Genomic DNA, 22,620 nt, shown 5'->3' with positions numbered 1-22,620 from the left:
GTTGCCGTGGCGTGACCGGAAGCCGGGCGCTGCGGCGTCCGCTCCCCCGGCGGGGGCAGTACACTAGCACTATCGTGCCCCCAAACGCCATTGCACCGAGCCACTGCCTGAGACACACTGCCCGCATACCAGACTCATTGCCTGACGGGGGGCGATCCTTGGCCAGCGAGCGCAGCACCAATACCGGCAATAGTGCCAGCACACGCTACCACCACGGGGACCTGCAGCACGCCCTGATTATCGCCGCGGCCGAGCTCATCGAGGAAGAAGGCCTGATGGCGTTCTCCCTTGCGGCGGCGGCCCGGCGGCTCGGTGTGAGTACTGCCGCACCCTATCGCCACTTTCGCGACCGCAATGAATTACTCGAAGCCGTCACCGACCTCGCCTACTATGCCCTGAACTGCGAGGTCGAGCGCAGCGCCGCCCGCTACGCACCCGGCACCGAGGACTGCCTGGTGGCCCTGGGACTCACCTACCTGGACTTTCTGCAGCGGCACCAGGCCTTCTACGAACTGATGTGGGGCAGCCTCGGCACCGAACTGACCAGCCAGGAGAGTTTCACCCGGCGAATCAGGGGCCTGCGATTTTTTATCGACGCCCTGGGCGATTGGTGCAGGCTCAACGATATCCATCACCTCCCGCCAGAGGATATCGCCCTGGCCTTCTGGTCGATGGCCCACGGCCTCAGCCTGCTGCAGAACCAGCGGGCATTTAACGAGTTCAGCCGTGCCACGTCCATCGGCGACATGCTCAGAACCAATGCCAGGCTCTACCTGCAGGGTGTGGTAGCAGAGGCAGCGGCGCTGGGCTCCACGTAACATCAAGCAAACTTCACCGCACAGACAAGGAGTACCCAATGAGCGAGATCAACATCCTTCCCCTGTTCCGGGAACGTCGCAGCCCCTACCAGTTTGACCCGGCCCGCAGTGTCGCCACCGAGGACGTCGAGGCCCTGTTCGAGGCCGCTCGCTGGGCCATGTCTTCCTACAATGCCCAGCCGTGGCGCTACATCCTTGGTGTGCGGGAGGAAAACCCGTCCCTGTGGCAGGCTATTCTTGAGGTACTGGTCGAGGGTAACCAGCCCTGGGCGCAGCACGCCCCGGTACTGGCCCTGGGCATCATGGAAACCGCCTTCGAGCACAATGGCAAGCCCAACAAGGCGGCCCCCCACGATCTCGGGGCCGCGTCAGCGTTCCTGACCGTGGAAGCCACGGCGCGGGGCCTGGTGGTACACCAGATGATCGGAATCGAGCCAGAAAAAGCCCACAGCGACTTCAACCTGGGAGCGACCCAGGAGGCCCTCACGGCCCTCGCGATAGGCTACGCCGGCGACACCCCGGACCTGCCGGAAGCTTATCTCCAGCGCGACCAGGGCCCGCGCCAGCGCAAACCCATGGAGGAGATCGTGCGTCGCAGCTAGCGCGAACTCAGCCCAGTACCGCCGCCAGGCCAATGCAGACCAGGGTTGCGAGCACCGGGATAACCACGGTCACCATGCCGACATCCCGGTAGGCCTGCTTGTGGCTGAGCCCGGTGATGGTCAACATCGCCACGACCGCCCCGCAGTGGGGCAGCGAGTCAAAGCCCCCGGCGGCCATGGTGGCGAGGCGGTGCAGGGTCCCGGGCGCAATGCCCATATCGAGATAGCCCTGGGCCATGGTCGTCATGAAAATCTGCAATCCCCCGGAGGCAGAACCGGTGATGGCCGAGATCATGCTGATCGACGTAAACATGGACAGCAGCGGCGGCAACGGGGCCTCCAGCATCAACTGCACGAACTGCTGAAAGCCCTCGGTATGGGTGACCACTCCGCCGAAGCCAATAACCGCAGCCGTGTTGATCAACGGCATGATGGAGTCCTGGGTGCCCTCGCCGATGCAGTGCAGGGCCCTGCTGCGAAGCGTCGGGAACAGCACCACACAGAGCAGCGTCCCGCCCACCAGAGCCAGGCTCGGCCAGACCACGGGCTGGCTGTTGGCAAAGGCCAGCAGGTCAATGTCCTGGGCCGACTCTCCCAGCACGATGGTCACCAGGCGCGGGAGCAGAATCGTGGCCAGGACCAGCACCGGGGGCAGCAGTGCCAGTGGCCAGGAAGGATAGCTGTCTTCCCCCGGGTCAGAAGCCAGGCTGTGGTCGCCAGGCCCGGGTTCGAAGCCCTCCCCTCGTGCGGCCGCCAGGGACCTTTCACGCTCCAGGTACCACATGCCCAGGGCAAACATCAGCGAACCTCCGAGGATACCCAGCCACGCGCCGGCGAACAGGTCGGTACCCAGGGAAACGGAAGAAATCACGTTGTGAATGGAGGGCGTGCCCGGCAGCGCGGTCAGCGTGTACGTCCCCGAACCCAAAGCGAGCGCCGCACAAAACAGGCGCTTGGGGACATCAGCCTTTTGCAACAGCTTCAGCCCGAGTGGGTACATGGCAAAAATCACCACAAACACCACTACCCCGCCGTAGGTCAGCAACGTAGAGGCGAGCACCGTAATCCACAGCACCCGTTGCGCGCCGAGCTGGCGCACCAGCGCCAGGGCGATACTGGAAGCGGCGTGACTCTCTCCCATGACCCGGCCGAACATGGCCCCGGTGGCGAACAGCAGGAAGAATTTGCCGGCGAAGGTGAAGGCGCCGAGGCCACCAAAGGCAAAGTACTCGCTCAGCCCGGCGGCGATGGGCAGGCCGTTGGTCAGGATGACCAGCGCAGAGCTGAGCAAGGCTGCCAGAATAATGTTGATACCCCGCAGGGCCAGCCATATCAGCAGGACCAGGCCGCCCAGCAGGCCCAGGTAGCCGATGAGTGTTTCGAAGCTCATTCAGATTATTCCATTTTTATGTTCTTGCACGACTGCCGTCACCGATTCAGCGGTAGGGGCATGCCGTAATCATTCGCGCACCGGGATACGGCACGGCCGGTATTGAGCCCGCCCGGGATCACAGCATGACGCCGAGATCCCAGGGGCAAAACTCTTCCTCGCCGTAACCCAGCAGTTCACTCTTGGTCATTTCCCCGGAAGCCACCGCGATGATACGCTCGAAGATCTGTTCACCGCTCTGTTCTACGGTTTCCCGCCCTTCCAGAATCGTACCGGTATTGATATCGATATCATCCGGCATCAATTCGAACATGCGGGTGTTATCGATGAGTTTGATGGAGGGCGTTGGCTTGCAGCCAAAGGCCGAGCCGCGCCCCGTGGTAAACACCATCACCGTGGCGCCACCCGCCACCTGGGCGGTAGCGCCCACCGGGTCGAAGGACGGCGCATCCATAAACACCAGACCCTTGCCCGCCGCGACCGGTTCGGCGTACTCGTAGACCTCATTGAGATTGGTCGTGCCGCCCTTGGCAATGGATCCGAGGGATTTTTCGATAATCGTGGTGAGCCCGCCGGCTTTGTTACCCGGCGACGGGTTGTTGTTGATCACCAGGCCACGGCCGGCGGTAAACGCTTCCCACCACTTGATCCGCTCGACCAGTTTCTGGCCCACTTCCGGACTTGCGGCCCGCGCGGTCAGGACATGCTCGGCGCCGTAACACTCGGTGGTTTCCGAGAGAATCGCAGTGCCGCCATGGCGCACCAGCAGATCGACGGCGTAACCCAGGGCCGGATTGCAGCTGATACCGGAATGTCCATCGGATCCACCACACTGCATCGCCAGTTTCAGCTCGCCCAGGGGAATCGGCTCCCGCTCCACCCGATTGGCTTCCGGCAGCACCGCTTCGATGCGACGGACCGCTTCGGCGACCGTGGCCGGCGTTCCGCCCACCTCCTGAATCGAGAGTGAGTCACCGGGCCAGCCATCGAGAATATCGCCGAGATTGGTGATTTCGCAGCCGAGACCGATCACCACAATGTGGGCGAAATTCGGATGTTTCACGTATCCCGCTAGCGCCCGCTTGAACAGTTTGAACCCCTCCAGTGGGGCGTCCAGGCCGCAGCCGCTCTTGTGGGTCAGGGCGACCACGCCATCCACGTTGGGGTAGTCGTCGAGGCGACCCTTGAACTGTTCGGCCACCTGTTTCGCCGCGGTCGCAGAGCAATTCACACTGGCGATGACGCCGATGTAGTTGCGGGTGGCGACCCGGCCGTCCGGGCGACGGATACCCATAAAGGTCCGCGGCGTAGCGACGTAGTCGGTCGGCTGTGCATTGCCGCACATGTTGTAGTCGCGCTCGAATTCAGCCATCGCCATGTTGTGGGTGTGAACGTGGTCACCCACGGCGATGTCTGCGCTGGCCGTACCGATAATCTGGTTGTAGCGATGCACCGGTTCGCCGGCTGCGACGGGCTTGCGCGCGAGTTTGTGACCCGCCGTGATGTCCGAGGACGCTACCACCCCGGGCGTCACTTCAGCGCCAGCGGAAATATCACGCAGCGCAATCAGTACATCGTCGTTGGGATGCAGAAGCGTAAAGGCACTGGTCATCCCGGGTTTCCCCTGGATATCGCGGTTTCCAACAGCTCTGGATTGAGATCATCCAGCTGGTTGACACCCATGAGCGCCATCGCGGTGGCGATTTCCTTCTGGAACAGACCGAGAAGCTGTTCGACGCCCTGCTGCCCTCGCGATGCCAGGGCATAGACCCAGGCCCTGCCGAGAAAGACGCCGGTGGCGCCCAGACACCTTGCCTTGACGACATCGAGGCCGCTGCGCACGCCGCCATCGACGTAAACCTCCACCTCACTACCTACAGCAGCCACGACCGCCGGTAGCTTGGAGATGGACGAGGCCACCGAATCGAGCTGTCGTGCGCCGTGGTTGGAAACCAGCACCGCGTCGGCACCTGCGTCCACCGCCGCCCGGGCGTCGTCCACTTCCTGAACGCCCTTCACCAGCAACTTGCCCTGCCACTGGTCGCGGAGCCAGCGAATATCGTCCCAGGTACAGCTGGGATCGAACTGGGAATCAATGAAAGCCTTGTAGAGGTCCAGGTCGTCGGGGTCGGCAATCTTTTCCTTGAGGTTGCCGAAGTTGTGAGGCTTGCCCTTGATGCCGACATCCAGGGCCCACAGCGGGCTGCTCACCAACTGGGCGAGCTGGCTGAGTTTGCCGGGAAGCCCCCCGCCGAGCATGCCATTGCGAAAATCGCGCAGGCGCATACCGGGCAATGGCAGGTCAACGGTAAACACCAGGGTGGTGCAACCCGCCGCCTTGGCGCGTTGCAACAGCCGCTGCACAAACTCGCGGTCGCGTATCATGTAAAGCTGGAACCAGAACGGCGTCTGGGTGGCGGCCTGCACTTCCTCCAGCGGACAGATGCTCATGGTGGACAGCGTAAACGGTAGCCCGGCTGCCTTCGCGGCCCGTGCTGCCTGGACCTCACCGCGCCGGGCGTACATACCGGTCATCCCGACCGGGGCGATCACCATGGGTGCCGAGGACTGAAAACCCAGCAGTTCGCAGGCGGTATCGACGGTGGACACATCTCGCATCACACGCTGACGAAACTGCAGTTGCTGGAAATCGCGGCTATTGGCCGCCAGGGTCAGTTCGTCGTTGGCACCACCCTCAATGTAGTCAAACAGAAATCGCGGCAGGCGGCGGCGGGCCCTGCGTCGATGATCTTCCGCGGTTACTGGAATGACGTCATAGATACTCATTACCTGACTCCGTTGTTATATCGCTGTTATATCGTGGTTTAGAGGCCAACCGGGTTACAGAGGTCAGCGGGCGCACCGCTGCTGATGAAAGTTTTAATGTTGCCAATCAGGCGCAGGGCCATATCCATCCGGCACTCGCCGGTGGCACTGCCGATGTGAGGCAGCAACGTGACATTGTCGAACGCCTTGAGCGCAGGCGTTACCTCCGGCTCAAACTCGAACACATCGAGACCGGCCGCTCCCAGCTGGCCCGCTGCCAGGGCGTCAACCAGCGCCTGCTCGTGGACCAGGGCGCCGCGACCGGTATTGATCAACACTGCTCCCGCTTTGATCGATGCCAGTGAGGCTGCGTTGATCAGGTGCCGGGTGTCGCTGGTCAACGGGCAGTTCAAGGAAACGATGTCGCTTTGCGCCAACAGCGCCTCCAGGCTTTCGCAGTATTCAGCGCCCAGTGCGGCTTCCGCCTCGGGCTTGCGACGTGGACCGTGGTAGATCACCTTCATATTGAATCCGGCTGCTCGGCGAGCCACGGCCTGCCCGATATCGCCGAAACCGACGATGCCGAGGGTCTTGCCGTGAACCCGGTGACCGAGTACCTGCTGGGCACCCATCCAGTCGTCGTCCCTGAGCAGCTGCTCACAGCGCGTCAGCCGGCGACAGGTTGCCAACAGCAGGGTAAAGGTCAGGTCGGCGGTGTCTTCGGTGACCACGGGGGTGTTGCTGACCATGATCGAGCGCGCGGTCGCGGCGTCGATATCGATGTGGTCGGTGCCTACGCCGATACTGGCGATGAGCCGGACACTGTCCGGCAGACCCTCGATTACTGCGGCATCGATCGGGTTCATCGGAGTGGCCACATAGACACTACTCCCCGTCAGGGCATCGGCGTCGGTACCTGCCACCGTCACCTGGCCCAGCTGTTCAATACCTTGCCGCAGTGCTGGTGGCAGCGGGCCCGCCAGGGTGATTTTTACGTCGGACATTGCTGAATTCCTTACCGTATCGATGTTCGCGCCGGGTTATTTTCCTGAGCCTGGCGCAGCCTCGGCCTCATTCCGCCAGTCAACATTGCCCGAGTGAGTGACGGCGCCGCGAGTGGCGGGTCCAACGCTGGCGATGTACTTCTGGGCGTAGCCGGCAGCGGCGATGTAGGCCTTGCCACTGGCATCCTGCGGGCGCGGGCTAGCCTCGCGCGCTTGCAGCGTGCCGTCGTCCACCTCCAGGTGCAGCGACTGGGTTTCCAGATCGATGGTGATGGTATCGCCATTCTCCACCAGGCCAATCAGGCCACCTTTGGCGGCTTCCGGTGTGACATAGCCGACACAGAGGCCACGGGAAGCGCCGGAGAAGCGTCCGTCCGTCACCATGGCCACGCTCTCCCCTTTGCCCATGCCATACAGCAGCGCGGTGACGGTCACCATTTCACGCATACCCGGGCCGCCCACGGGGCCCTCGTTGCGGATGACGACCACCTCACCGTCCTCGATCTGGTTGGCCAGCAGCGCCTGCAGGCACTGCTCCTCCGACTCAAACACCCGGGCCGGCCCACTGAAGTGCCGGGTATCCAGTCCGGCGGACTTGATCACCGCGCCATCCGTCGCCAGGTTGCCCTTGAGAATTTGCAGCCCGCCGTGGGGGGTTCGGGGATGCTCGATGGCCTCGACCACCTTGCCATCCGCTTCCGGCGCATCGGCGAGCGCCTGGTCCAGCGTTGTACCCTCAAGGGTCAGGCAGTCGCCGTGCAGGTAGCCACCCTTGAGCAGTTGCTTGAGGATGACCGGCACACCGCCGGCTTCGTGCAGGTCGGCGTACAGGTAGGGGCCGGAGGGGCTCAGGTGGGTGATCAGCGGCGTGCGCTCAAACACAGCCGCGACATCCTCAACGGTAAACTCGATACCCGCCTCGTTGGCGATGGCCGGGATATGCAGCACGGAGTTGGTGGAGCCGCCGGTGGCCGCCACTGCTGCACAGGCATTCTCGAGGCTTTTACGGGTAACCAGGTCGCGGGGCAGCGGAAAGTTCGCCTGTACCGCGCTCATCAGCTTCCGTCCTGCGCTGCGGGCCATGGCCCGGCGTTGGGAGTGCACCGAGGGAATGGTGCTGGAACCCAGCGGCGCAAAGCCGAGTACCTCGGCAATCATGCCCATGGTATTGGCCGTGAACTGGCCGGCGCAGCAACCGGATGCAGGCCAGGCGGCCCGTGAAACATCTTCCAGTTCATCTTCGGTGGTCTGTCTGGCGATGAGCTTGCCGGTGTATTCACCCACGGTTTTGACGTCTGCCGGTGCATCCTTGTAGCGTCCCGGCAGGGCTGGCCCGCCGTTGAGGAAAGCGCCCGGCACATTCAGACGGGTCAGCGCCATCATCATGCCGGGAAAATTCTTGTCGCAGGCACCGATACACATCAGCCCGTCATACTGGTGCGCCCGCATGACGATCTCGATACTGTCGGCAATCAGTTCCCGCGACATCAGGGAAAAGTGCATGCCCGTGTGGCCATTCACCAGGCCGTCAGAGACGGAAATGGTATTGAATTCCCGCGGGGTACCACCCTCGCGATAAATGCCCCAGCGGGCCTGTTCCGCAACCTCGGACAGGCGCATATTACAGGGACTCATCTCACCGTGACTGGAGACCACGCCAACGAAGGGCTGGGCGATATCCTCATCGTCGAGACCCAGCCCGCGCAACATGGCGCGGGCGGCGGCCTTGATCGGCCCGTTTTTCATCACGTTGGAACGATAAGGGGGGCGGGAGGTGTTTGGCTTGTCGCTCATGTTGTTATCCTGTACCTCAGAATTTTATCGGCTCCGGGATTCCGCTGGCCTATCCCAGTTGCAGCGGCGGAACCCTGGCATCGATCAGGAATGGCCCCTTGAAGGCCATGGCGGTGGCCAGGGCGTCACTGAACTCATCGGCGGTGGTCGCCACAATAGCCTCCATGCCCATACCGCGAGCCATGCTGGCGAAGTCCATGTTGGGGCTGCCGATATCCAGCGAGCTGGCGGCCTTGGGTCCCGGCTTGCCCCCGCGGGCGCCGGTGCGGGCAAATTCGAGCTCGAGGATGCTGTACTTGCGGTTGTTGAACAGGAGCACGGTGATATCCAGGTTTTCCCTGGCCATGGTCCACAGGGATTGCACGGTGTACATGGCGCTGCCGTCACCCTCCAGGCAGATGACCTTGCGCTCCGGACAGGCAATGGCGGCACCTACGGCAGCCGGCAGACCAAAACCAATGGACCCACCCGGCAGGTTCAGCCAGTCGTGAGAGCGGCCATTGGCGGTAAACGGGAAACAGGCCAGGCCGGTCGTCACACCCTCGTCGACCACGATGGCATCCTCGGGCAGATGGTGGGCCAGTGCCTGGGCCGCGGCGTTGGCATCCAGTGCCCCGGTCGGTGCGGGAGGCACCTCCAGCGGCCGCACGGCCACCTCCCGGCCAGTTGCGTCGAATTCGCCCAGCAGGGCCTCGATCGCCGCATCGATGTCGTCGTTGGGGCCGGCCAGGGGGAACACGGTGCAACCTTCCGGCTCCAGTACGCTGGGCACATTGGGATAGGCAAAGAAGGACACCGGGCTGGCGCAGCCAATCAGCAGCAACTGCTCGGTGGATTTCAGTTCTTCGATGGCCAGTTCGGCGAGATACGGCAGACGCTCGATTTGCGCGGTACCGGCGCCGCGCCGAACGCGACTGGGGAAGGTCTCGGTGAGGACCCTGGCTCCGGTCGCCTCGGCGAGGCGACCCAGTTGCAGGCCGCGCTCCCGGGTCAGGTTGCGCCCGCCCACCATGATGACGGTGTCTTTGTCGGCACGGAGCAAGGCGGCGGCCTCATTCAGCTTGTCAGCCGCTACCGCAGCCGGGGTGGCCGGGGCCGGGGCCGGAGCGGCACCCTCAGGGTTGTCACCCCAGGAAACGTCAGCCGGCAGAATCAGGGTAGCGATCTGGCCAATACCCGCCTGTTGCACAGCTTCCGCTGCGTCGCGGGCGATGTCGGCCGGCGTTGCCGAACTGTGTACCCAATGGGAAACGGTTCCGGCGATCCCGGCGATGTCCGAGGTCAGGGGAGCGTCGTACTCGAGGTGGTAGGTCGCGTGGTCGCCGACGATATTAACCATCGGCAGGTTGCCCTTCTTGGCATTGTGGATGTTGGCCAGGGCGTTGCCGAGCCCGGGACCGAGGTGCAACAGGGTCGAAGCGGGCTTCTCCGCCATCGCCGCGTAACCGAGCGCGGCACCGCTGACTACGCCTTCAAACAGGCACAGGACACAGCGCATGCCCTCAATTTCGTCGAGGGCGGCAACAAAGTGCATCTCGGATGTTCCGGGATTGGTGAAACAGACGTCCACACCGCTGTCGACCAGGGTCTGGATCAGGCTTTCGGCACCGTTCATGCGAGCTTCCTTTGTAGTTATTCACAGACTGCAGGACCGCAGTATAGGTCCCGCCAACAGAAAAGTTTGTCATCCACGCGATAGTGTAAAGGCCGTGAAGTGACCGCGAAGCAATAGCGTGGATGGTGAAGACAGTGTAGATGCCCGCCGGGGAGGCGCAGCAAGGATCAGGCCGTGGCCAGGCGCTGCAGGGTGGCGAGGTCGCGAATGACCAGTGAGCCATAGGCCAGGTCGATTACGTTGTCCTGCTGCCACTGTTTGAGAATTTTGTTCACCGATTGCCGGGATCCGACCACCAGGCTGCCGATATCCTCCTGGGTGATCCGCAGACGAAAATAGATACCGTCCTCCCGGACCTCGCCGACCGTGGCAGCCAGAACGCTGAGCCTGTCGGCCATGCGCCGCGACAGGGCATTGAGGCTGACATGCTCGTAAACTCCGTACAGGCGCCGCGCCCGGTAGGTCTGCAGCCGCGCGACGGCCATGGAGACTTCCGGGTACCGGCGCCACAGCATCTCGAAATCGTCGCGGGAAAGCACCCGCAGGCGAACATCCCCCACCGCCTGGGTCATATGCGGCCGCGGCCCCTCGTCGATCAGGCTCGACTCTCCGAAACAGGCCCCCTCAGGGAACATTTCGTACAGGAGCTCACGCCCCTCTTCACTGATGGTGAAGATCCGGACATTGCCACGAAGTATCTGGTACAGCTCGTGGCCCGGTTCTCCCGTCCGGTAAATCATATCGCCCGGCGCGTAGTCCCGCTCATGCATACAGGCCAGGACTTCGTCCCTGATAGGGTCCGGGAGTCCGTGAATCCAGTTCTGTTGCGTTGGGTCGATTGTCATTCGCTAGCCGGCAATTGTCGCCAAGGCGACGGTGGCGCCCGTTTCCCGGCATCATACTCCAAAAGATTATCGATGACAGCGTGTGGACACCTGCCAGTAGGCGTTCTGCCCGCGTGGCCGTTCCGGTTTCCCCTGCCCCCAACACCTTCTACTATGTAACAGCGGGTTTGACCGCGGGGTTATGGAGACCAGCCAGGCCGCATGTGTAGTCCGCCTGGCGGGTCGCCCGGCGCGGCCTCAATCTCACAGAGGAACATAACAATGGATATGGTTAAAGAACTGCGGGCCCTGATTGGCGAGACGGCTGTACTGGATGCCGCCGATGTCGCCACCCGCTCCGCCGGCGCCATGCGCCCGGACAACCTGCAGGGTGCCGCGCTGGCCCGCCCCGCCTCGACCGCCGAGGTGGCCGCAGTCCTGGGGTGGTGCAACGCCCACAATGTTGCCGTAGTCCCGGTGGGCGGCCTGACCGGGCTGGTGCACGGCGCCGATGGCTCGGCGGACACGCTGATGCTGTCGATGGAACGCATGAACCGGATTGAGGCGATCGATTCGCGCCAGCGCTGCGCCACGGTCCAGTCCGGCGTGGTGCTGCAGACACTGCAGGAGGCGGTTGAGGCCGAGGGCCTGATCTTCCCCCTTGACCTCGGCGCCAGGGGCTCCGCTACGGTGGGAGGCAACGCGGCGACCAATGCGGGCGGCAACCGGGTGATCCGCTACGGCATGATGCGCAACATGGTGCTGGGGCTGGAAGCGGTGCTGGCCGACGGCACCGTGGTCTCCTCCCTCAACAACCTGATCAAGAACAACGCCGGCTACGATCTCAAACAGTTGTTCATTGGCTCCGAGGGCACCCTGGGTGTGATCACCCGCCTCAACCTGCGCCTGTGGGAGGCCCCCACCACCCGCAACATGGCCCTGCTGGGGCTGGAGGACTTTGCCAGCGTCACCGCCCTGCTCAAGCGCATGGACCGGGACCTGGGCGGCACCCTCTCCGCCTATGAAGTCATGTGGCAGGATTTTTACCGTCTCGTGACAACCGAGCCCGCCGCCGGCCGCCCGCCCATCGCCCAGGACTACCCCTACTACGTGCTGCTCGAGAGCCAGGGCGCCGATCCGGAGGGCGACAGTGATCGCTTTGCTGCCGCCCTTGAATCCGCGATGGAGGCAGGCCTGGTAGTAGATGGCGCCCTGTCCCAGTCGGAATCGGACTGCGAGCGCTTCTGGGGGCTGCGGGATGATGTGGAACAGGTGTTCAGGGACGGTTATCCGGTCGTTTTCGATGTCTCCCTCCCGATCGCAGAGATGGAAGGGTACGTTGCCGGCTTGCGCACCGCGCTGGCGGAGCAGGTACCCGGGCACCACCTGCTGGTTTTCGGGCACCTCGGGGACGGCAACCTGCACGTTATTGTCCAGGTACCCCACGACCAGGGAACTGCGCTGCGCCCGGTGGTGGAACGCATCGTCTATGCCCCGCTGGCGGCCTTTAAAGGGTCGGTTTCCGCCGAACACGGCATTGGCCTGGAGAAACAGCCCTGGATCGGTATCTCCCGGGGTGCCGAGGAACTGGCCCTGATGCGCACCCTCAAGGGCGCCCTGGACCCGCGCAACATCCTCAACCCGGGCAAGGTGCTGCCGCCGGCTCCCTGAGCCCCACCTCCGGCTTTCTCCTGTCACCTGCCAGCCGGCATCCCATACTGGGATGCCGCGCACAAACTGGCCGTCATTTCTTGTCGTTTGGCCAGTCACTTCTATAATCATGGAGGCTCCTCTCCGCAAGGGGGGGCTCCCTTCCCGACGCTCTGTCATCCAGGAGATCTCCATGATGTACAACCCCTTCCGACGGCTGGTTCCGCTAGCCCTTATTATCTTCAGTGCCCTCGCAACCGCCGCAGAGCGACCCAATATCGTGGTCATCTTTGGCGATGATATTGGCTACTGGAACCTGAGTTATAACAACGACGGCATGATGGGATACAAGACCCCCAACATCGACCGTCTCGCCAACGAAGGCATGCGATTCACTGACTACTACGCCGAGCAGTCCTGCACTGCCGGCCGCGCCGCATTTATCACCGGGCAGATGCCGGTGCGCACCGGCCTGACCAAGGTCGGCCTTCCGGGCTCCGACCTGGGCATCCAGGCGGAAGACCCCACCCTGGCGGAACTGCTGAAGGCCCAGGGCTATGTCAGCGGCCAGTTCGGCAAGAATCACCTGGGTGACAAGGACGAGTTCCTGCCCACTGCACACGGCTTCGAGGAGTTCTTTGGCAACCTCTACCACCTGAATGCGGAGGAAGCCCCTGAGCACCCCCAGTACCCCAAGAATCCCGAGTTCCGCAAGAAGTTCGGCCCGCGCGGTGTGCTGCATAGCTACGAGGACGGTCGCGTCGAGGACACCGGCCCGCTGGACACCAAGCGCATGGAAACCGTGGACGAGGAGTTCCTGACCGCCGCCATCGACTGGATGGAGCGCAAGGCCGCGGGCGACCAGCCGTTCTTCCTGTGGATGAACTCCAGCCGTATGCACTACGTCACCCACGTGCCCGACAAGTGGGCGGGCAAATCCGGCCTGAACTTCTACGCCGACGGCATGCTGCAGCACGACAACGACGTGGGTACCCTGCTCGACAAGATCGACGAACTGGGTATCGCCGACAACACCATCGTCATCTACTCCACCGACAACGGCCCCCACTTCAACATGTGGCCCGACGGCGGTATCACCCCCTTCCGCGGTGAGAAAAACACCAACTGGGAAGGCGGCTACCGGGTGCCCTTGGTGATTCGCTGGCCGGGCAAGATCGCGCCCGACTCCGTCAGCAACGACATCGCGTCGCATACCGACTGGGTCCCCACCCTGATGGCAGCAGCCGGTGAACCCGAGGTGAAAGAGAAATTGCTGAGTGGCTTCCGCGCCGGCGGCAAGCGCTACAAGGTCCACCTGGATGGCTATAACCTGCTGCCGCACCTGACCGGTGGCAGCGAAGCCGATTGGCCGCGGCGCGAGTTCTATTACTGGAGCGACGATGGCGGCCTGGTCGCCATGCGCTACGACCGCTGGAAAGCGGTGTTCAAGGAGCAGCGCGCCAACAAGATGCAGGTCTGGGCGGAGCCCTTCGTCGACCTGCGGGTGCCGCTGTTCTTCGACCTGCGCATGGACCCCTTCGAGCGGGCCCAGCACAACGCCAACAGCTACTACGAGTGGATGGAAGCCATCATGCAGTGGGCCGGCCCCGCCGCCCAGTCGATCGCCGGAGAGATGGTCGGCTCCTTCAAGGACTTCCCCCCTCGCCAGCGCCCCGCTTCGTTCAACCTCGACCAGGTGATGAACGACCTGACAGCGGGCGCCGAGGGAACCTGATCCGAGGCCAGCAGTTCGGGTGAGCTGCGCAAGCACGACTCACCCTGCCCCCTGCACCCTGAACCCCGCCCCTGGCGGGGTTTTTTATGCCTAAAAATTGAAACCGTTACCCGTCACCACCGGCACATTGGTCCACAGCTCATTGGGGTCCCGGTACCAGCCGGCAGCCGCCAGCGCACCGCCGTCCAGGTTGATCGTGGTCCCGGTCACCCAACCCGACAGTTCCGAGGCCAGGAACAGGGCGCAACCCGCCGCATCCTCCGGTTTGCCGAAACGCTCCAGTGGAATCCAGCGCCGTATATGGGCCTGGTGCTCCTCGGCGATGAGCTCGGAAGGTCGGACCTGGGCGGTTTCCGTGGTTTCCGGCGCGATGGCATTGACCCGGAGACCCGCCGGGCCGAGCTCCAGTGACAGGCTGCGCACGAAACCGGTAATAGCGTGCTTGAAGGCGCTGTAGGCCACGCAATTGGGAATGCCGCGGAAGGCCTCGATCGAGGAAATCGCCAGGATACTGCCGCCCTTGCCCCGCGCCCGCAGTAGTGGAATGGCCGCCCGGGTTACCCGGAAGATGGAATTGAGATTGCACTGGTAGAGCCGGTCCAGCTCATCGTCGTCGCAGAACTCGAAGGGCTTGATGACACCGAGGAAGTCGCCGACGTTATTCACCAGCACGTCGATGCCGGCGAAGCGCTCCGCCACCTCCGCCATAAACGCGTCCACCTCATCGCGCCGGGTGACGTCACGGCAGCTGACCAGTACCTCTCCTCCACTCGAGCTCAGTACCTGCCGCACACTGTCGCAGCGTTCGCGGTCGATCTCCGCTACCGCCAGAGACGCCCCTCGCCGCGCGAACGCTTCGGCAATCGCCCGTCCGATACCGGCGCCACCACCGGTGACCACCACCACTTTGCCACTGAAATCCAGATCCTGCATGGCAGTTCTCCTATTGAATGGTCAGGCCGCCGTCGACGGTCAGGGCATGACCCACCACGTAACTGGCGGCATCCGAACACAGCCAGAGGATGGCCTCGGCGACCTCCTCGGGCGTAGCGAGACGATTGATGGGGTGATTGGCACCAATCAGTGTCTTGTCGACACCGGGTGGCAGGTTGTCGGCCAGCATGGGGGTGTCCACCGCGCCGGGACATACCGCATTGATCCGCACCCCCCGAGCTGCGTACTGTAGAGCAGACGCCTTGGTGAGTCCGAGCACCGCGTGTTTGCTGGCGGTATAGGCCGGCTTGTTCATCACGCCCACCAGGCCCGCAGCGGAGGCCATATTGACGATCGCGCCGCTGCCCTGCTCCACCATGTGGGCAATTTCGTGTTTCAGGCACAGGAAGATGCCCTGGACGTTGATTGCGAAGACCCGCTCCATCACTGACTCGTCCCACTCGGCTTCTGGCGCCGTTTCCGGATCTATCGCGGCGTTGTTGACGGCGATATCGAGGCTGCCCAAGCGCGCGACCGTGGCCGCCACAGTGTTTTCAACGGCGCCACTGTCCTGCACGTCGCACTGCAGGTACAGGGCCTCACCGCCCGCTTCGCAGATGGCATCGGCCGTCGCCTGCCCGGCGGCAGTGACGTCGACGACCGCGACCCTGGCGCCCTGGGCAGCCAGGGCTCGTGCCACGATGGCGCCGATGCCACTTCCCGCACCGGTCACCAGCGCAGTCCTGTTCGCAAACCGCTGCATGTAATCTTCCTCTTTGCTGTTGGGTAAATACCGGCAAGCGTACACCACACCGGCAATGCGCCATTGCCAGATAGTTGAACTGAAAGGTGGTTAGGGGACAGACGGAGGTGCGGGAGGTGCTGCGCCTGAATAGCTGTACTGCAGCGCCGGGCCGGGGGCGGGTATAGAGGCCTATTTGACCTGCAGCGGTTTGTGTTCGATCTGCTGGCCGTCGGGCTGCCAGCTTATCCTGAGGCTGAGGCGATGTTCTCCCTCTTCCTCGGTGGCGGACACGCGGAAGTTCAGCAGCCCGGACGGCTTGAGTTGAACCTGACCGTCATCGTCACTGAAACTGAGCTTTCCCTTTGCCAGCCCGCGGGCGATGGCATCGAGCATTTCCTGAATGCTGTCAGCGTCCTGCAGGGATTCGTGACGAAAACTCTTGCGGCTTTGGGTCATAGTAGAAATACGTCCTGTTATCCAGGTAGGCGGCGGGCTCGAATACCTTGGCGCGCGGATAATCCGCGCTGACGCCTACCACGCGTCCATCCGGGCGGATAATCGTCGCACCAGCGCCGTAACCGGGCAGCCCCAGTTGCCGGCGCGAATTGCGATCGAGGGTGATGTCTCCCTCCAGGTGGAGCATACCGGATCGCAGCGCCAGACGCTGCCCCTGCTGCCGGCTGCGGTGCCCGTGAACCACGAAATGCACGCCGCTTCGGTAGGCATGTGCCACGCCGCGCCCGGTCAGCGGCAGGTCTTCCCGCCGGTATTTGGTGCGCAGGGTATTTGCCAGGGGGCCGAAGTAAAACTGGAACAGGTTGCGGGAGGCGGTCTTGCGAAACTGCCGGTTTACCTCGGCAACACCACGACGCCGGATCAGGCCGGCGATCTCATCGTCGAGGCCGGCATGGACGAACAGGAAGGAGCCACTGCGCCACGCGAGTTGCATATCGCCAAAGAACCAGCCGAATTCACCACGCTTGCGCATGAACAGGCGCTGGCAGCGCCGGGCCGTGGCATAGACCTGGCGCAGGGTCATCCCGGCATCGGCGCACTGTTGCTCGAAATCGCGAACCTTGCTCCGTACCCGCCGCACCTCCTTGTCGATGGCGGCAGTGGACAGGTGGGGCTTCGCCAGGCGCGGAAAGGCCTCGTACCAGTCGTCGGCGGGAAACAGGACGCGACGGCACTCGTCCTCATCCGGCACACTATTGAGGCTGTCGGGTTCGTCCTGTACATGTTCGACAAAAACCTCGTGCAGGAGCGGAATGACCTTGCTTCCCATGCGCACGAACATATGGTCGGTCAGGGGGCTGCCGCGCTGCTCGAGGCAGCGCAGGCCCATCAACAAGCGCATATCGTGATTGCCGGCCAGTAGTTTGACCCGTGCACCCAGCCCCTTGAGATAGGCGATGGTGCGCAGTAGTTCGAGATTGCTGGGGCCCTTGTCGAGACAGTCGCCGCCGATCACAAACACGCTCTTGCGTCCCTGCGCCGTGAGCACGAAATCCCGCGCCCCGGGGCCGGTCTGGCGAACACCGCCACTGGCGGCCAGAGAGGCGGTAAAAGCCTGGGCGTCGGCATGAGCATCCGAGACGAACAGCACCGTCCGTTTCGGCCCCCGCAATGCAGTGCCCCGGCAGGCCGTCGCCAGCACTTCCGACAGGGCGGTCGGCGTGTTGCAATCGGTCGCCACCGATTTCTCCCGGCCGTGCAGCCAGGGCTCAGCCACCTCCGGCATGGTGTGCCGGGTCCAGTGGGTTTCCCGGACCTGCGGGAGGTGTTGTTCCAACGTCGTGACGGCCATGCAAGGCTCCGGTGAAGTCGCTACCCCTTTTATATGGCCATATTATGTCCACCAGGTTACAGCGATGTGACGCCACCTCAATCGAGCCGGCGGCCCCGGGGTTTCCAGTCTCCCGCCACATGGCGCCAGGGGCCCTGCGCCCGCCACTCGAGGATGACCGGCCGGGCGTGGTACATGCTGACCGCGGCCACCTGGTCCCGAGGCAGAGCGCCCAACAGGGCCGCCGCGTGGCGGAAGGCTGCACCGTGGCCGACAAACAGTTGCAGGCTGTCCCGGGTGGCGGAGGCGGCCAGGCCTTGCATGGCCGCCCGGATATGGGCCGCGACCCGCTCCCCGGCCTGCCACAGGGATTCCGCCCCGAGGAATGGCAGGCAGAAATCGCTGTCGGATTTCCAGTCAGGCGGCAGCGCCTCGTACCGCGGGTCGCTGGCGATGACCTCCGCAATCTGCCCGAGACTGAGGTTTGCCGCGGCGCCCACACAGCGTTCGGCCAGGGCGCCGAATTCGACGGTGGTCAACCCGGGCCCCTCACCCAAGGCCAGGGCCTGAGCGTAGATGCGCGCGGTTTGCCAGGCGCGCAACAGCGTCGAAGTATGCAGTTCGTCCGCCAATACCCAGTTCTCACCCTGCAATTGCCGGGCAAAGCGGCTCGCTTCGACTTCCGCTTCCCGGTACCCGGCGTCGGTCAGGGCGAAGGGCTGATGCGCACTCGGCGTATCCGCGAGTTGATGGTAGTCGCCGTGGCGCACGAGTGCAGCGTACAGGCGGGGCATGGATCAGCTTCCCAGCCAGCGCTGGCAGGTAGCGACTGCTAACGCAAAATCCACAGCCCCGGAAGCCTCATACACCGGTACTCCCTCCAGCACTGCCAGGTAACGATCCTCGTCCAGCGCCATCCCGTCGCGCAGAAAGTCGCCACCCACCTGCCAGTAAAAAGGACCGGGTGACTTCATGATGGCCGGTAACAGGTCGCGTCGGGCCGCCAGGTCAACCGGCCGGATTTGGGTCGGATCAGGGCTGCTGCGGTTCCAGTTCAGTAACAGGAAGGCGGCCAGCGGTGCGCGAGTGGCGGTCCGGTCCGGGCCGTAGAGCTCAGGCACCGGGACGTCGTATTTCTCCTCGAGTTCCCACAATTGCGCCGCTGGCAGCGCCTCACAGGCCGCCTGGCGCGCGGCCGGCATGATGGAGCGCAAGCGCGGGTTGTTGAGCAAGGTTCCGGGATTCACTCGCGGCTGTTTGGGCACCCCGGCGGCCTCCACCGCGCCTCCCACGCGCTGTATAAACAGGCGGTCATTGCTGAGGAACCGCAGGGGACGCTCCATCAGGTGCAACATCAGGGTGGACTTGCCGCCGCCGGAGAATCCGGCCAGCCCGAGAGCACCGCCCGGCCCGACAAGGCCGGCGGCGTGACAGATCAGCCAGTCCCGATGCTGAAGCTCGTTCATGTACTGGCTGATGACGAAATTGATCACCTGGTTGTCGTTCGCCAGGCACGGCCCCACTGCCAGGCGAACGGTCTGGCTCTGGAGAAAGACCATACCGGTTCGCACTTTGCGGAGAACCCGGCCGTCAGCGAGGTCAGCGTAGCTGTCCTTGCGCCCGCTTTTACCCGCTTCCCTGGACCAGTCCGCCAGGTCGAGTTCGAAGGGGGGAGCGTCCAGTTCGAGGGCCGCGCGCTCCAGGGCGATGACTTCGACCACCCCGTCGGCGTCATTGGTGCTGCACAGCAGGTGGGAAAAGTAGCCTCGCAGGCGGTCCAGCAGTGCCGGGCTGTCGGAGCGAATCCGCAGCAACCAGCCGTCGATCGACAGGGTAACGCTGGTGTCAGCGAGTGAGGCTCCCTCCAGTAACCCGGTGGCGAGTTCGGCGACAGACGTCACGGCCCTGCGACCTTCTTCAGCACGTAATCCGCGTACGCTCCGGCCGCATCAATACCGGCCCCCTCCCGGGCACCGCGAAAACCACCGAAAGCCGACACTTCGAACACCACCGGCCCACTACCGGTTTCGGCGATATCCACCGTGGTGAAATCCAGGCCAAATGGCGCCTGGGCCCGGCGCCCGAGTTCGATCAGCTCCGGCCCCGCGTCGAAGGGCGCGTACTTGCCCCCGCTGTGAATGGTCGTGTCCCAGGCACTGCCGCCGGCCACCCGGGCATAGGCACCAAGATACTGGCCCCCGAGATAGACCAGTCCGAGGTCTCGCCCTGACAGCTCCAGCTTGCGCTGGATGTACATGACCGGGTTGTCGCGATGAAAGTCGGCGATGTGCTTTTTCAGTTTGGCTTTTGCTTCATCGGCGGACAGCAGGCGCATGCCGCGGGCCTTGGTTGAATAGAGTGGTTTGAAGACGGCACTGCCAAAAGCGCGGACCGCCGCCAGTGCCTGATCGGTGCATTCGGTGATCAGGGTTTCGGGCATCGGAATCTCCGCATTGCGCAGGGTCACCGTGCAGCTCAGCCGATCGATCAGGCGCAGCATGCTCTCGGCCGGGCTGAACACCCGGACGCCCTGTCGCTCCAGCAGGCGCAACAGTTCCAGCCGGTCGAGGGTGTGGGCGCTGTACTCACCACTGATCTTCTTTACCACAATGGCGTCCAGGGTGTTCAACTCGGTGCCATCGCAGAATAAAGCCGGTCCAGTCAGGTCGGCAACAACAGTCCCCATGTCGATAACCTGGCGAAACCCCGTGCGCGCCTCGAGCGCATCGGCCAGCACTTCCGTGGACCACTTGCCCGGTATGCCGACCACACCGATCCTCGGACTAGTCAATGAATATCTCCTTGATGGGAAGGCGGAACCCCGCTTCGGCACCCTTCTCGGTAGCCAGCGCCAGTTCCAGGAGGTAGCGTGAGCGCAGCAGCATACGGCGCGCCATCGATTTGTCCAGAATAAAGCGCGTCGAGGACGCGAATGAGCGGGCCAGACCCAGCGCGAGTCGCCACTCGAAGGTTTCGTCGTCCTGCTTTTTCGCGAACCGGGCCGCCATGTTGTAGAGCGTTAACGAGGCTCCCATCAGCCGCTGCCTTACGGGCGCGTCGAGAATCTGCAGGCGATAGTTCGACACCATGAACACCGACACATCCTGCACGTAATCCATGTAACGCGAGCGGTGCAGGTCGATAAAATTGATGCGGCGCTCGAGCGGGTCATAGATAATATTGTCGACATTGAAGTCGCCGTGAATATAGACCGAGAAGGGGGCATTCACCTTGCGCTCGCGGCGCCCCGCCCGCAGGACGAGTTCGCGAAAAGCCGGGACTTCCAGCTCGCAAAGGCGGCTGGCACCCTGGTCAAATTCCGGGTGAATCTTGTAGACATCGGGTAACCGTTGCTCCAGCTGGCGCATAAAGCCAGCATTGACCGGACGCTCGCCGCGAGTTTCCTTCCACACTGAACGCAGGGTTCTACCGAGCAGGCGCAAGCCGTTACCCACGGTGTTTTCGCTCTCGTTCAGCAACAGTTTATCGAAGGTCAGCCCCGGCAGGTGCTCGATCAATAGTGACGCGGATTCGCCGCGTTTGCGATAGGACAGTATTCTCGGCGCCAACCCGGGATAGATAGCATGCCAGCTTTTGACGCCCTGCTTCTCTTCCTTCAGCTTGCCCCGCTGGCCGTCCTTGTAGATTGCCAGGTAATCACTGTCCGCGCTGCGGGCATCGGATAGTCCGGCAATGGCGCTGCCGGAGCGCGTCTGGGCGACCGGGGCAACGCGCAATGACCGGATACCGGACAGATCGTCGACGGCAGCCTGCAGCGACTGGAACCGCTCGAAGTTGATCGGCTGGCCAAGGTTGGCGGAGATGATCGATTCGCTGATACGCAGCAGTGACGACCCCATCTGCCTCACGGTGTGTGCCGCAAACAGCGCGGACACCAGGTCCTCGGGGGGGCCGCCGTCGCGCAACTGCCCGGTCAACTGGTCTCGCAGCATGTTGTAGTCCCGCTCCAGCTTGTGATCCAGGCGTCCGATCGCCAGGGCGAGCTGGGTATCGCGGCGCAGTGCGGCGGTTTCCAGGTCCCTGAGGCCGCGACGAACCCGTCGCAACTGCGACAGCAGCGCGCTGCGGTTGGTGTCGGCAATGTTCTCCAGGGGCGGAAGCTGTTCCAGCGCGTCGCGGCAGCATTCACTGATGCGTTCGAGCTGAGTGGCTATGAAGGACAGGCTCCGAAGCGCCAGCTGTTCACCCGCTACCGGAACCCCCTCGGAGAGCCGTGCAGCACAACTGTTCTGGATACGCAGGGCGAGGTTCGCGGTGTAGCCACCGCGGTCGGCAATGCGGCGCGCCAGGAACGGCGTGGGATTGTCGATGAAGGCCTTGAGGTTGCTGATCTGGGATTCCACTTCCACGACGAGGAAGCGCAGGTTCTCGGTACTCTCTCGCGGCAGGTCAGCGGCCATGGTGCAAGCCCGCGTAAAGCGGGTCCCCGATGTTTCCCGATGCCAGCAGCTCAGCCACATACTCGGGAATCAGCACCAGGTCCGCCAATTGCGTCAGCGGTACCCAGCGCACCCCGACCTGGTGTTTGTCCGGACGATAGCCATTGGCCGGCTCGTAGCCCGCGGGGACATGACAGCTGAAAACGAATTCCACCACGTGGCGCCGGGTGGGTGGTGAATCCCCTCGCTGCTTGAAGTAGTCGCAACAGAACACCAGGTCGTCGACCTCCACCGAGGTGCCGATTTCTTCCTCGCACTCTCGCTGGAGCGCATCGAGAAGAGGCTCGCCCGGGTCCTGGGCACCCCCGGGCAGCGCGAACCGACGCCCCCGGGTATCGTCCCATTTTTCCAGCATCAGAAGGCTTCCCTGGTTAACGACCAGCGCGCGAACGGCGTTGCGTATGTCGGGCAAGAATTGCGGCAATGACAGCCTCACGGAAACAGAACGGACATGACTCGAGTCACTCAACACGTATAGCATAGACGCTACGCGCTCTT

Annotated in this window: 20 protein-coding genes; 4 read left to right on the top strand and 16 right to left on the bottom strand. The window is 63.5% G+C overall.

The genetic code is table 11. The features are described 5' to 3' along the window. Positions 1 to 158 precede the first annotated feature (158 nt). Both FV139_RS07960 and FV139_RS07955 read left to right on the top strand, forming a co-directional pair. Positions 159 to 818: a TetR/AcrR family transcriptional regulator gene (locus FV139_RS07960; RefSeq protein ID WP_187276447.1), complete on the top strand. Its 660-nt coding sequence runs from the start codon at positions 159 to 161 to the stop codon at positions 816 to 818. Positions 819 to 856: 38 nt separating this feature from the next. Continuing rightward, positions 857 to 1,420: a nitroreductase family protein gene (locus FV139_RS07955; protein WP_148067818.1), complete on the top strand. Its 564-nt coding sequence runs from the start codon at positions 857 to 859 to the stop codon at positions 1,418 to 1,420. A gap of 7 nt (positions 1,421 to 1,427) precedes the next feature. On the opposite strand, the gene FV139_RS07950 is transcribed toward FV139_RS07955, so the two are convergent. From FV139_RS07950 to FV139_RS07920, 7 genes are all read right to left on the bottom strand, one after another. Continuing rightward, a complete protein-coding gene (locus FV139_RS07950; RefSeq protein ID WP_148067816.1) occupies positions 1,428 to 2,810 on the bottom strand; it encodes a GntP family permease in 1,383 nt (460 codons plus the stop codon). A 118-nt stretch (positions 2,811 to 2,928) separates the two neighbouring features. Next, on the bottom strand, positions 2,929 to 4,422 hold the full coding sequence (locus FV139_RS07945) for a UxaA family hydrolase (RefSeq protein WP_148067814.1): 1,494 nt from the start codon (positions 4,420 to 4,422) through the stop codon (positions 2,929 to 2,931). Further along, entirely contained in the window at positions 4,419 to 5,597 is a 1,179-nt protein-coding gene (locus tag FV139_RS07940; protein WP_148067812.1) for an L-lactate dehydrogenase, read from the bottom strand. The genes FV139_RS07945 and FV139_RS07940 overlap by 4 nt, the downstream gene beginning before the upstream one ends. A gap of 38 nt (positions 5,598 to 5,635) precedes the next feature. Further along, entirely contained in the window at positions 5,636 to 6,580 is a 945-nt protein-coding gene (locus FV139_RS07935) for a 2-hydroxyacid dehydrogenase (protein WP_148067811.1), read from the bottom strand. Positions 6,581 to 6,616: 36 nt separating this feature from the next. Next, positions 6,617 to 8,374 (bottom strand): dihydroxy-acid dehydratase, encoded by a 1,758-nt coding sequence (locus tag FV139_RS07930; RefSeq protein ID WP_148067810.1) that lies wholly within the window; start codon positions 8,372 to 8,374, stop codon positions 6,617 to 6,619. 49 nt (positions 8,375 to 8,423) lie between these two features. Continuing rightward, positions 8,424 to 9,989: an acetolactate synthase large subunit gene (locus FV139_RS07925; RefSeq protein ID WP_148067808.1), complete on the bottom strand. Its 1,566-nt coding sequence runs from the start codon at positions 9,987 to 9,989 to the stop codon at positions 8,424 to 8,426. A gap of 167 nt (positions 9,990 to 10,156) precedes the next feature. Further along, positions 10,157 to 10,834 carry a Crp/Fnr family transcriptional regulator gene (locus FV139_RS07920; RefSeq protein ID WP_148067806.1) on the bottom strand — a complete coding sequence of 226 codons (678 nt, stop codon included), beginning with the start codon at positions 10,832 to 10,834 and terminating at the stop codon, positions 10,157 to 10,159. A 261-nt stretch (positions 10,835 to 11,095) separates the two neighbouring features. On the opposite strand from FV139_RS07920, the gene FV139_RS07915 reads away from it, so the two are divergent. Both FV139_RS07915 and FV139_RS07910 read left to right on the top strand, forming a co-directional pair. Beyond that, on the top strand, positions 11,096 to 12,484 hold the full coding sequence (locus FV139_RS07915; protein WP_213004052.1) for an FAD-binding oxidoreductase: 1,389 nt from the start codon (positions 11,096 to 11,098) through the stop codon (positions 12,482 to 12,484). Positions 12,485 to 12,656: 172 nt separating this feature from the next. Next, positions 12,657 to 14,198: an arylsulfatase gene (locus tag FV139_RS07910; RefSeq protein ID WP_148067804.1), complete on the top strand. Its 1,542-nt coding sequence runs from the start codon at positions 12,657 to 12,659 to the stop codon at positions 14,196 to 14,198. A 90-nt stretch (positions 14,199 to 14,288) separates the two neighbouring features. Here FV139_RS07910 and FV139_RS07905 read toward each other — a convergent pair whose 3' ends face one another. The 9 genes from FV139_RS07905 to FV139_RS07865 all read right to left on the bottom strand — a co-directional run bounded on the left by FV139_RS07905 (position 14,289) and on the right by FV139_RS07865 (position 22,603). After that, positions 14,289 to 15,131, bottom strand: coding sequence for an SDR family NAD(P)-dependent oxidoreductase (locus FV139_RS07905; protein WP_148067802.1), 843 nt, complete (start codon positions 15,129 to 15,131; stop codon positions 14,289 to 14,291). A gap of 10 nt (positions 15,132 to 15,141) precedes the next feature. Then, the gene (locus tag FV139_RS07900; RefSeq protein WP_148067800.1) at positions 15,142 to 15,894 is read right to left on the bottom strand and encodes an SDR family NAD(P)-dependent oxidoreductase; all 753 of its coding nucleotides are present in this window, start codon (positions 15,892 to 15,894) and stop codon (positions 15,142 to 15,144) included. A 171-nt stretch (positions 15,895 to 16,065) separates the two neighbouring features. Beyond that, positions 16,066 to 16,332, bottom strand: coding sequence for an amphi-Trp domain-containing protein (locus tag FV139_RS07895; protein ID WP_148067798.1), 267 nt, complete (start codon positions 16,330 to 16,332; stop codon positions 16,066 to 16,068). Continuing rightward, entirely contained in the window at positions 16,283 to 17,683 is a 1,401-nt protein-coding gene (locus FV139_RS07890; RefSeq protein ID WP_148067796.1) for a metallophosphoesterase family protein, read from the bottom strand. Before FV139_RS07890 ends, FV139_RS07895 begins: the two co-directional genes overlap by 50 nt. Before the next feature lie 77 nt (positions 17,684 to 17,760). Continuing rightward, positions 17,761 to 18,456, bottom strand: coding sequence for a histidine phosphatase family protein (locus FV139_RS07885; protein ID WP_148067794.1), 696 nt, complete (start codon positions 18,454 to 18,456; stop codon positions 17,761 to 17,763). A 3-nt stretch (positions 18,457 to 18,459) separates the two neighbouring features. Continuing rightward, on the bottom strand, positions 18,460 to 19,563 hold the full coding sequence (locus FV139_RS07880; RefSeq protein WP_148067793.1) for an HprK-related kinase B: 1,104 nt from the start codon (positions 19,561 to 19,563) through the stop codon (positions 18,460 to 18,462). Continuing rightward, the gene (locus FV139_RS07875) at positions 19,560 to 20,453 is read right to left on the bottom strand and encodes a GAK system ATP-grasp enzyme (protein WP_148067791.1); all 894 of its coding nucleotides are present in this window, start codon (positions 20,451 to 20,453) and stop codon (positions 19,560 to 19,562) included. The genes FV139_RS07880 and FV139_RS07875 overlap by 4 nt, the downstream gene beginning before the upstream one ends. Then, on the bottom strand, positions 20,446 to 22,083 hold the full coding sequence (locus FV139_RS07870) for a phosphotransferase (protein ID WP_148067789.1): 1,638 nt from the start codon (positions 22,081 to 22,083) through the stop codon (positions 20,446 to 20,448). The genes FV139_RS07875 and FV139_RS07870 overlap by 8 nt, the downstream gene beginning before the upstream one ends. After that, entirely contained in the window at positions 22,073 to 22,603 is a 531-nt protein-coding gene (locus tag FV139_RS07865) for an NUDIX domain-containing protein (RefSeq protein WP_268939936.1), read from the bottom strand. Before FV139_RS07865 ends, FV139_RS07870 begins: the two co-directional genes overlap by 11 nt. Positions 22,604 to 22,620 lie beyond the last annotated feature (17 nt).

It is taken from the genome of Parahaliea maris, assembly GCF_008064665.1.
GTDB lineage: Bacteria > Pseudomonadota > Gammaproteobacteria > Pseudomonadales > Halieaceae > Parahaliea > Parahaliea maris.
The sequence above is the reverse complement of the archived record's forward strand: the minus strand, read 5'-3'. Positions and strand labels throughout refer to the sequence as shown.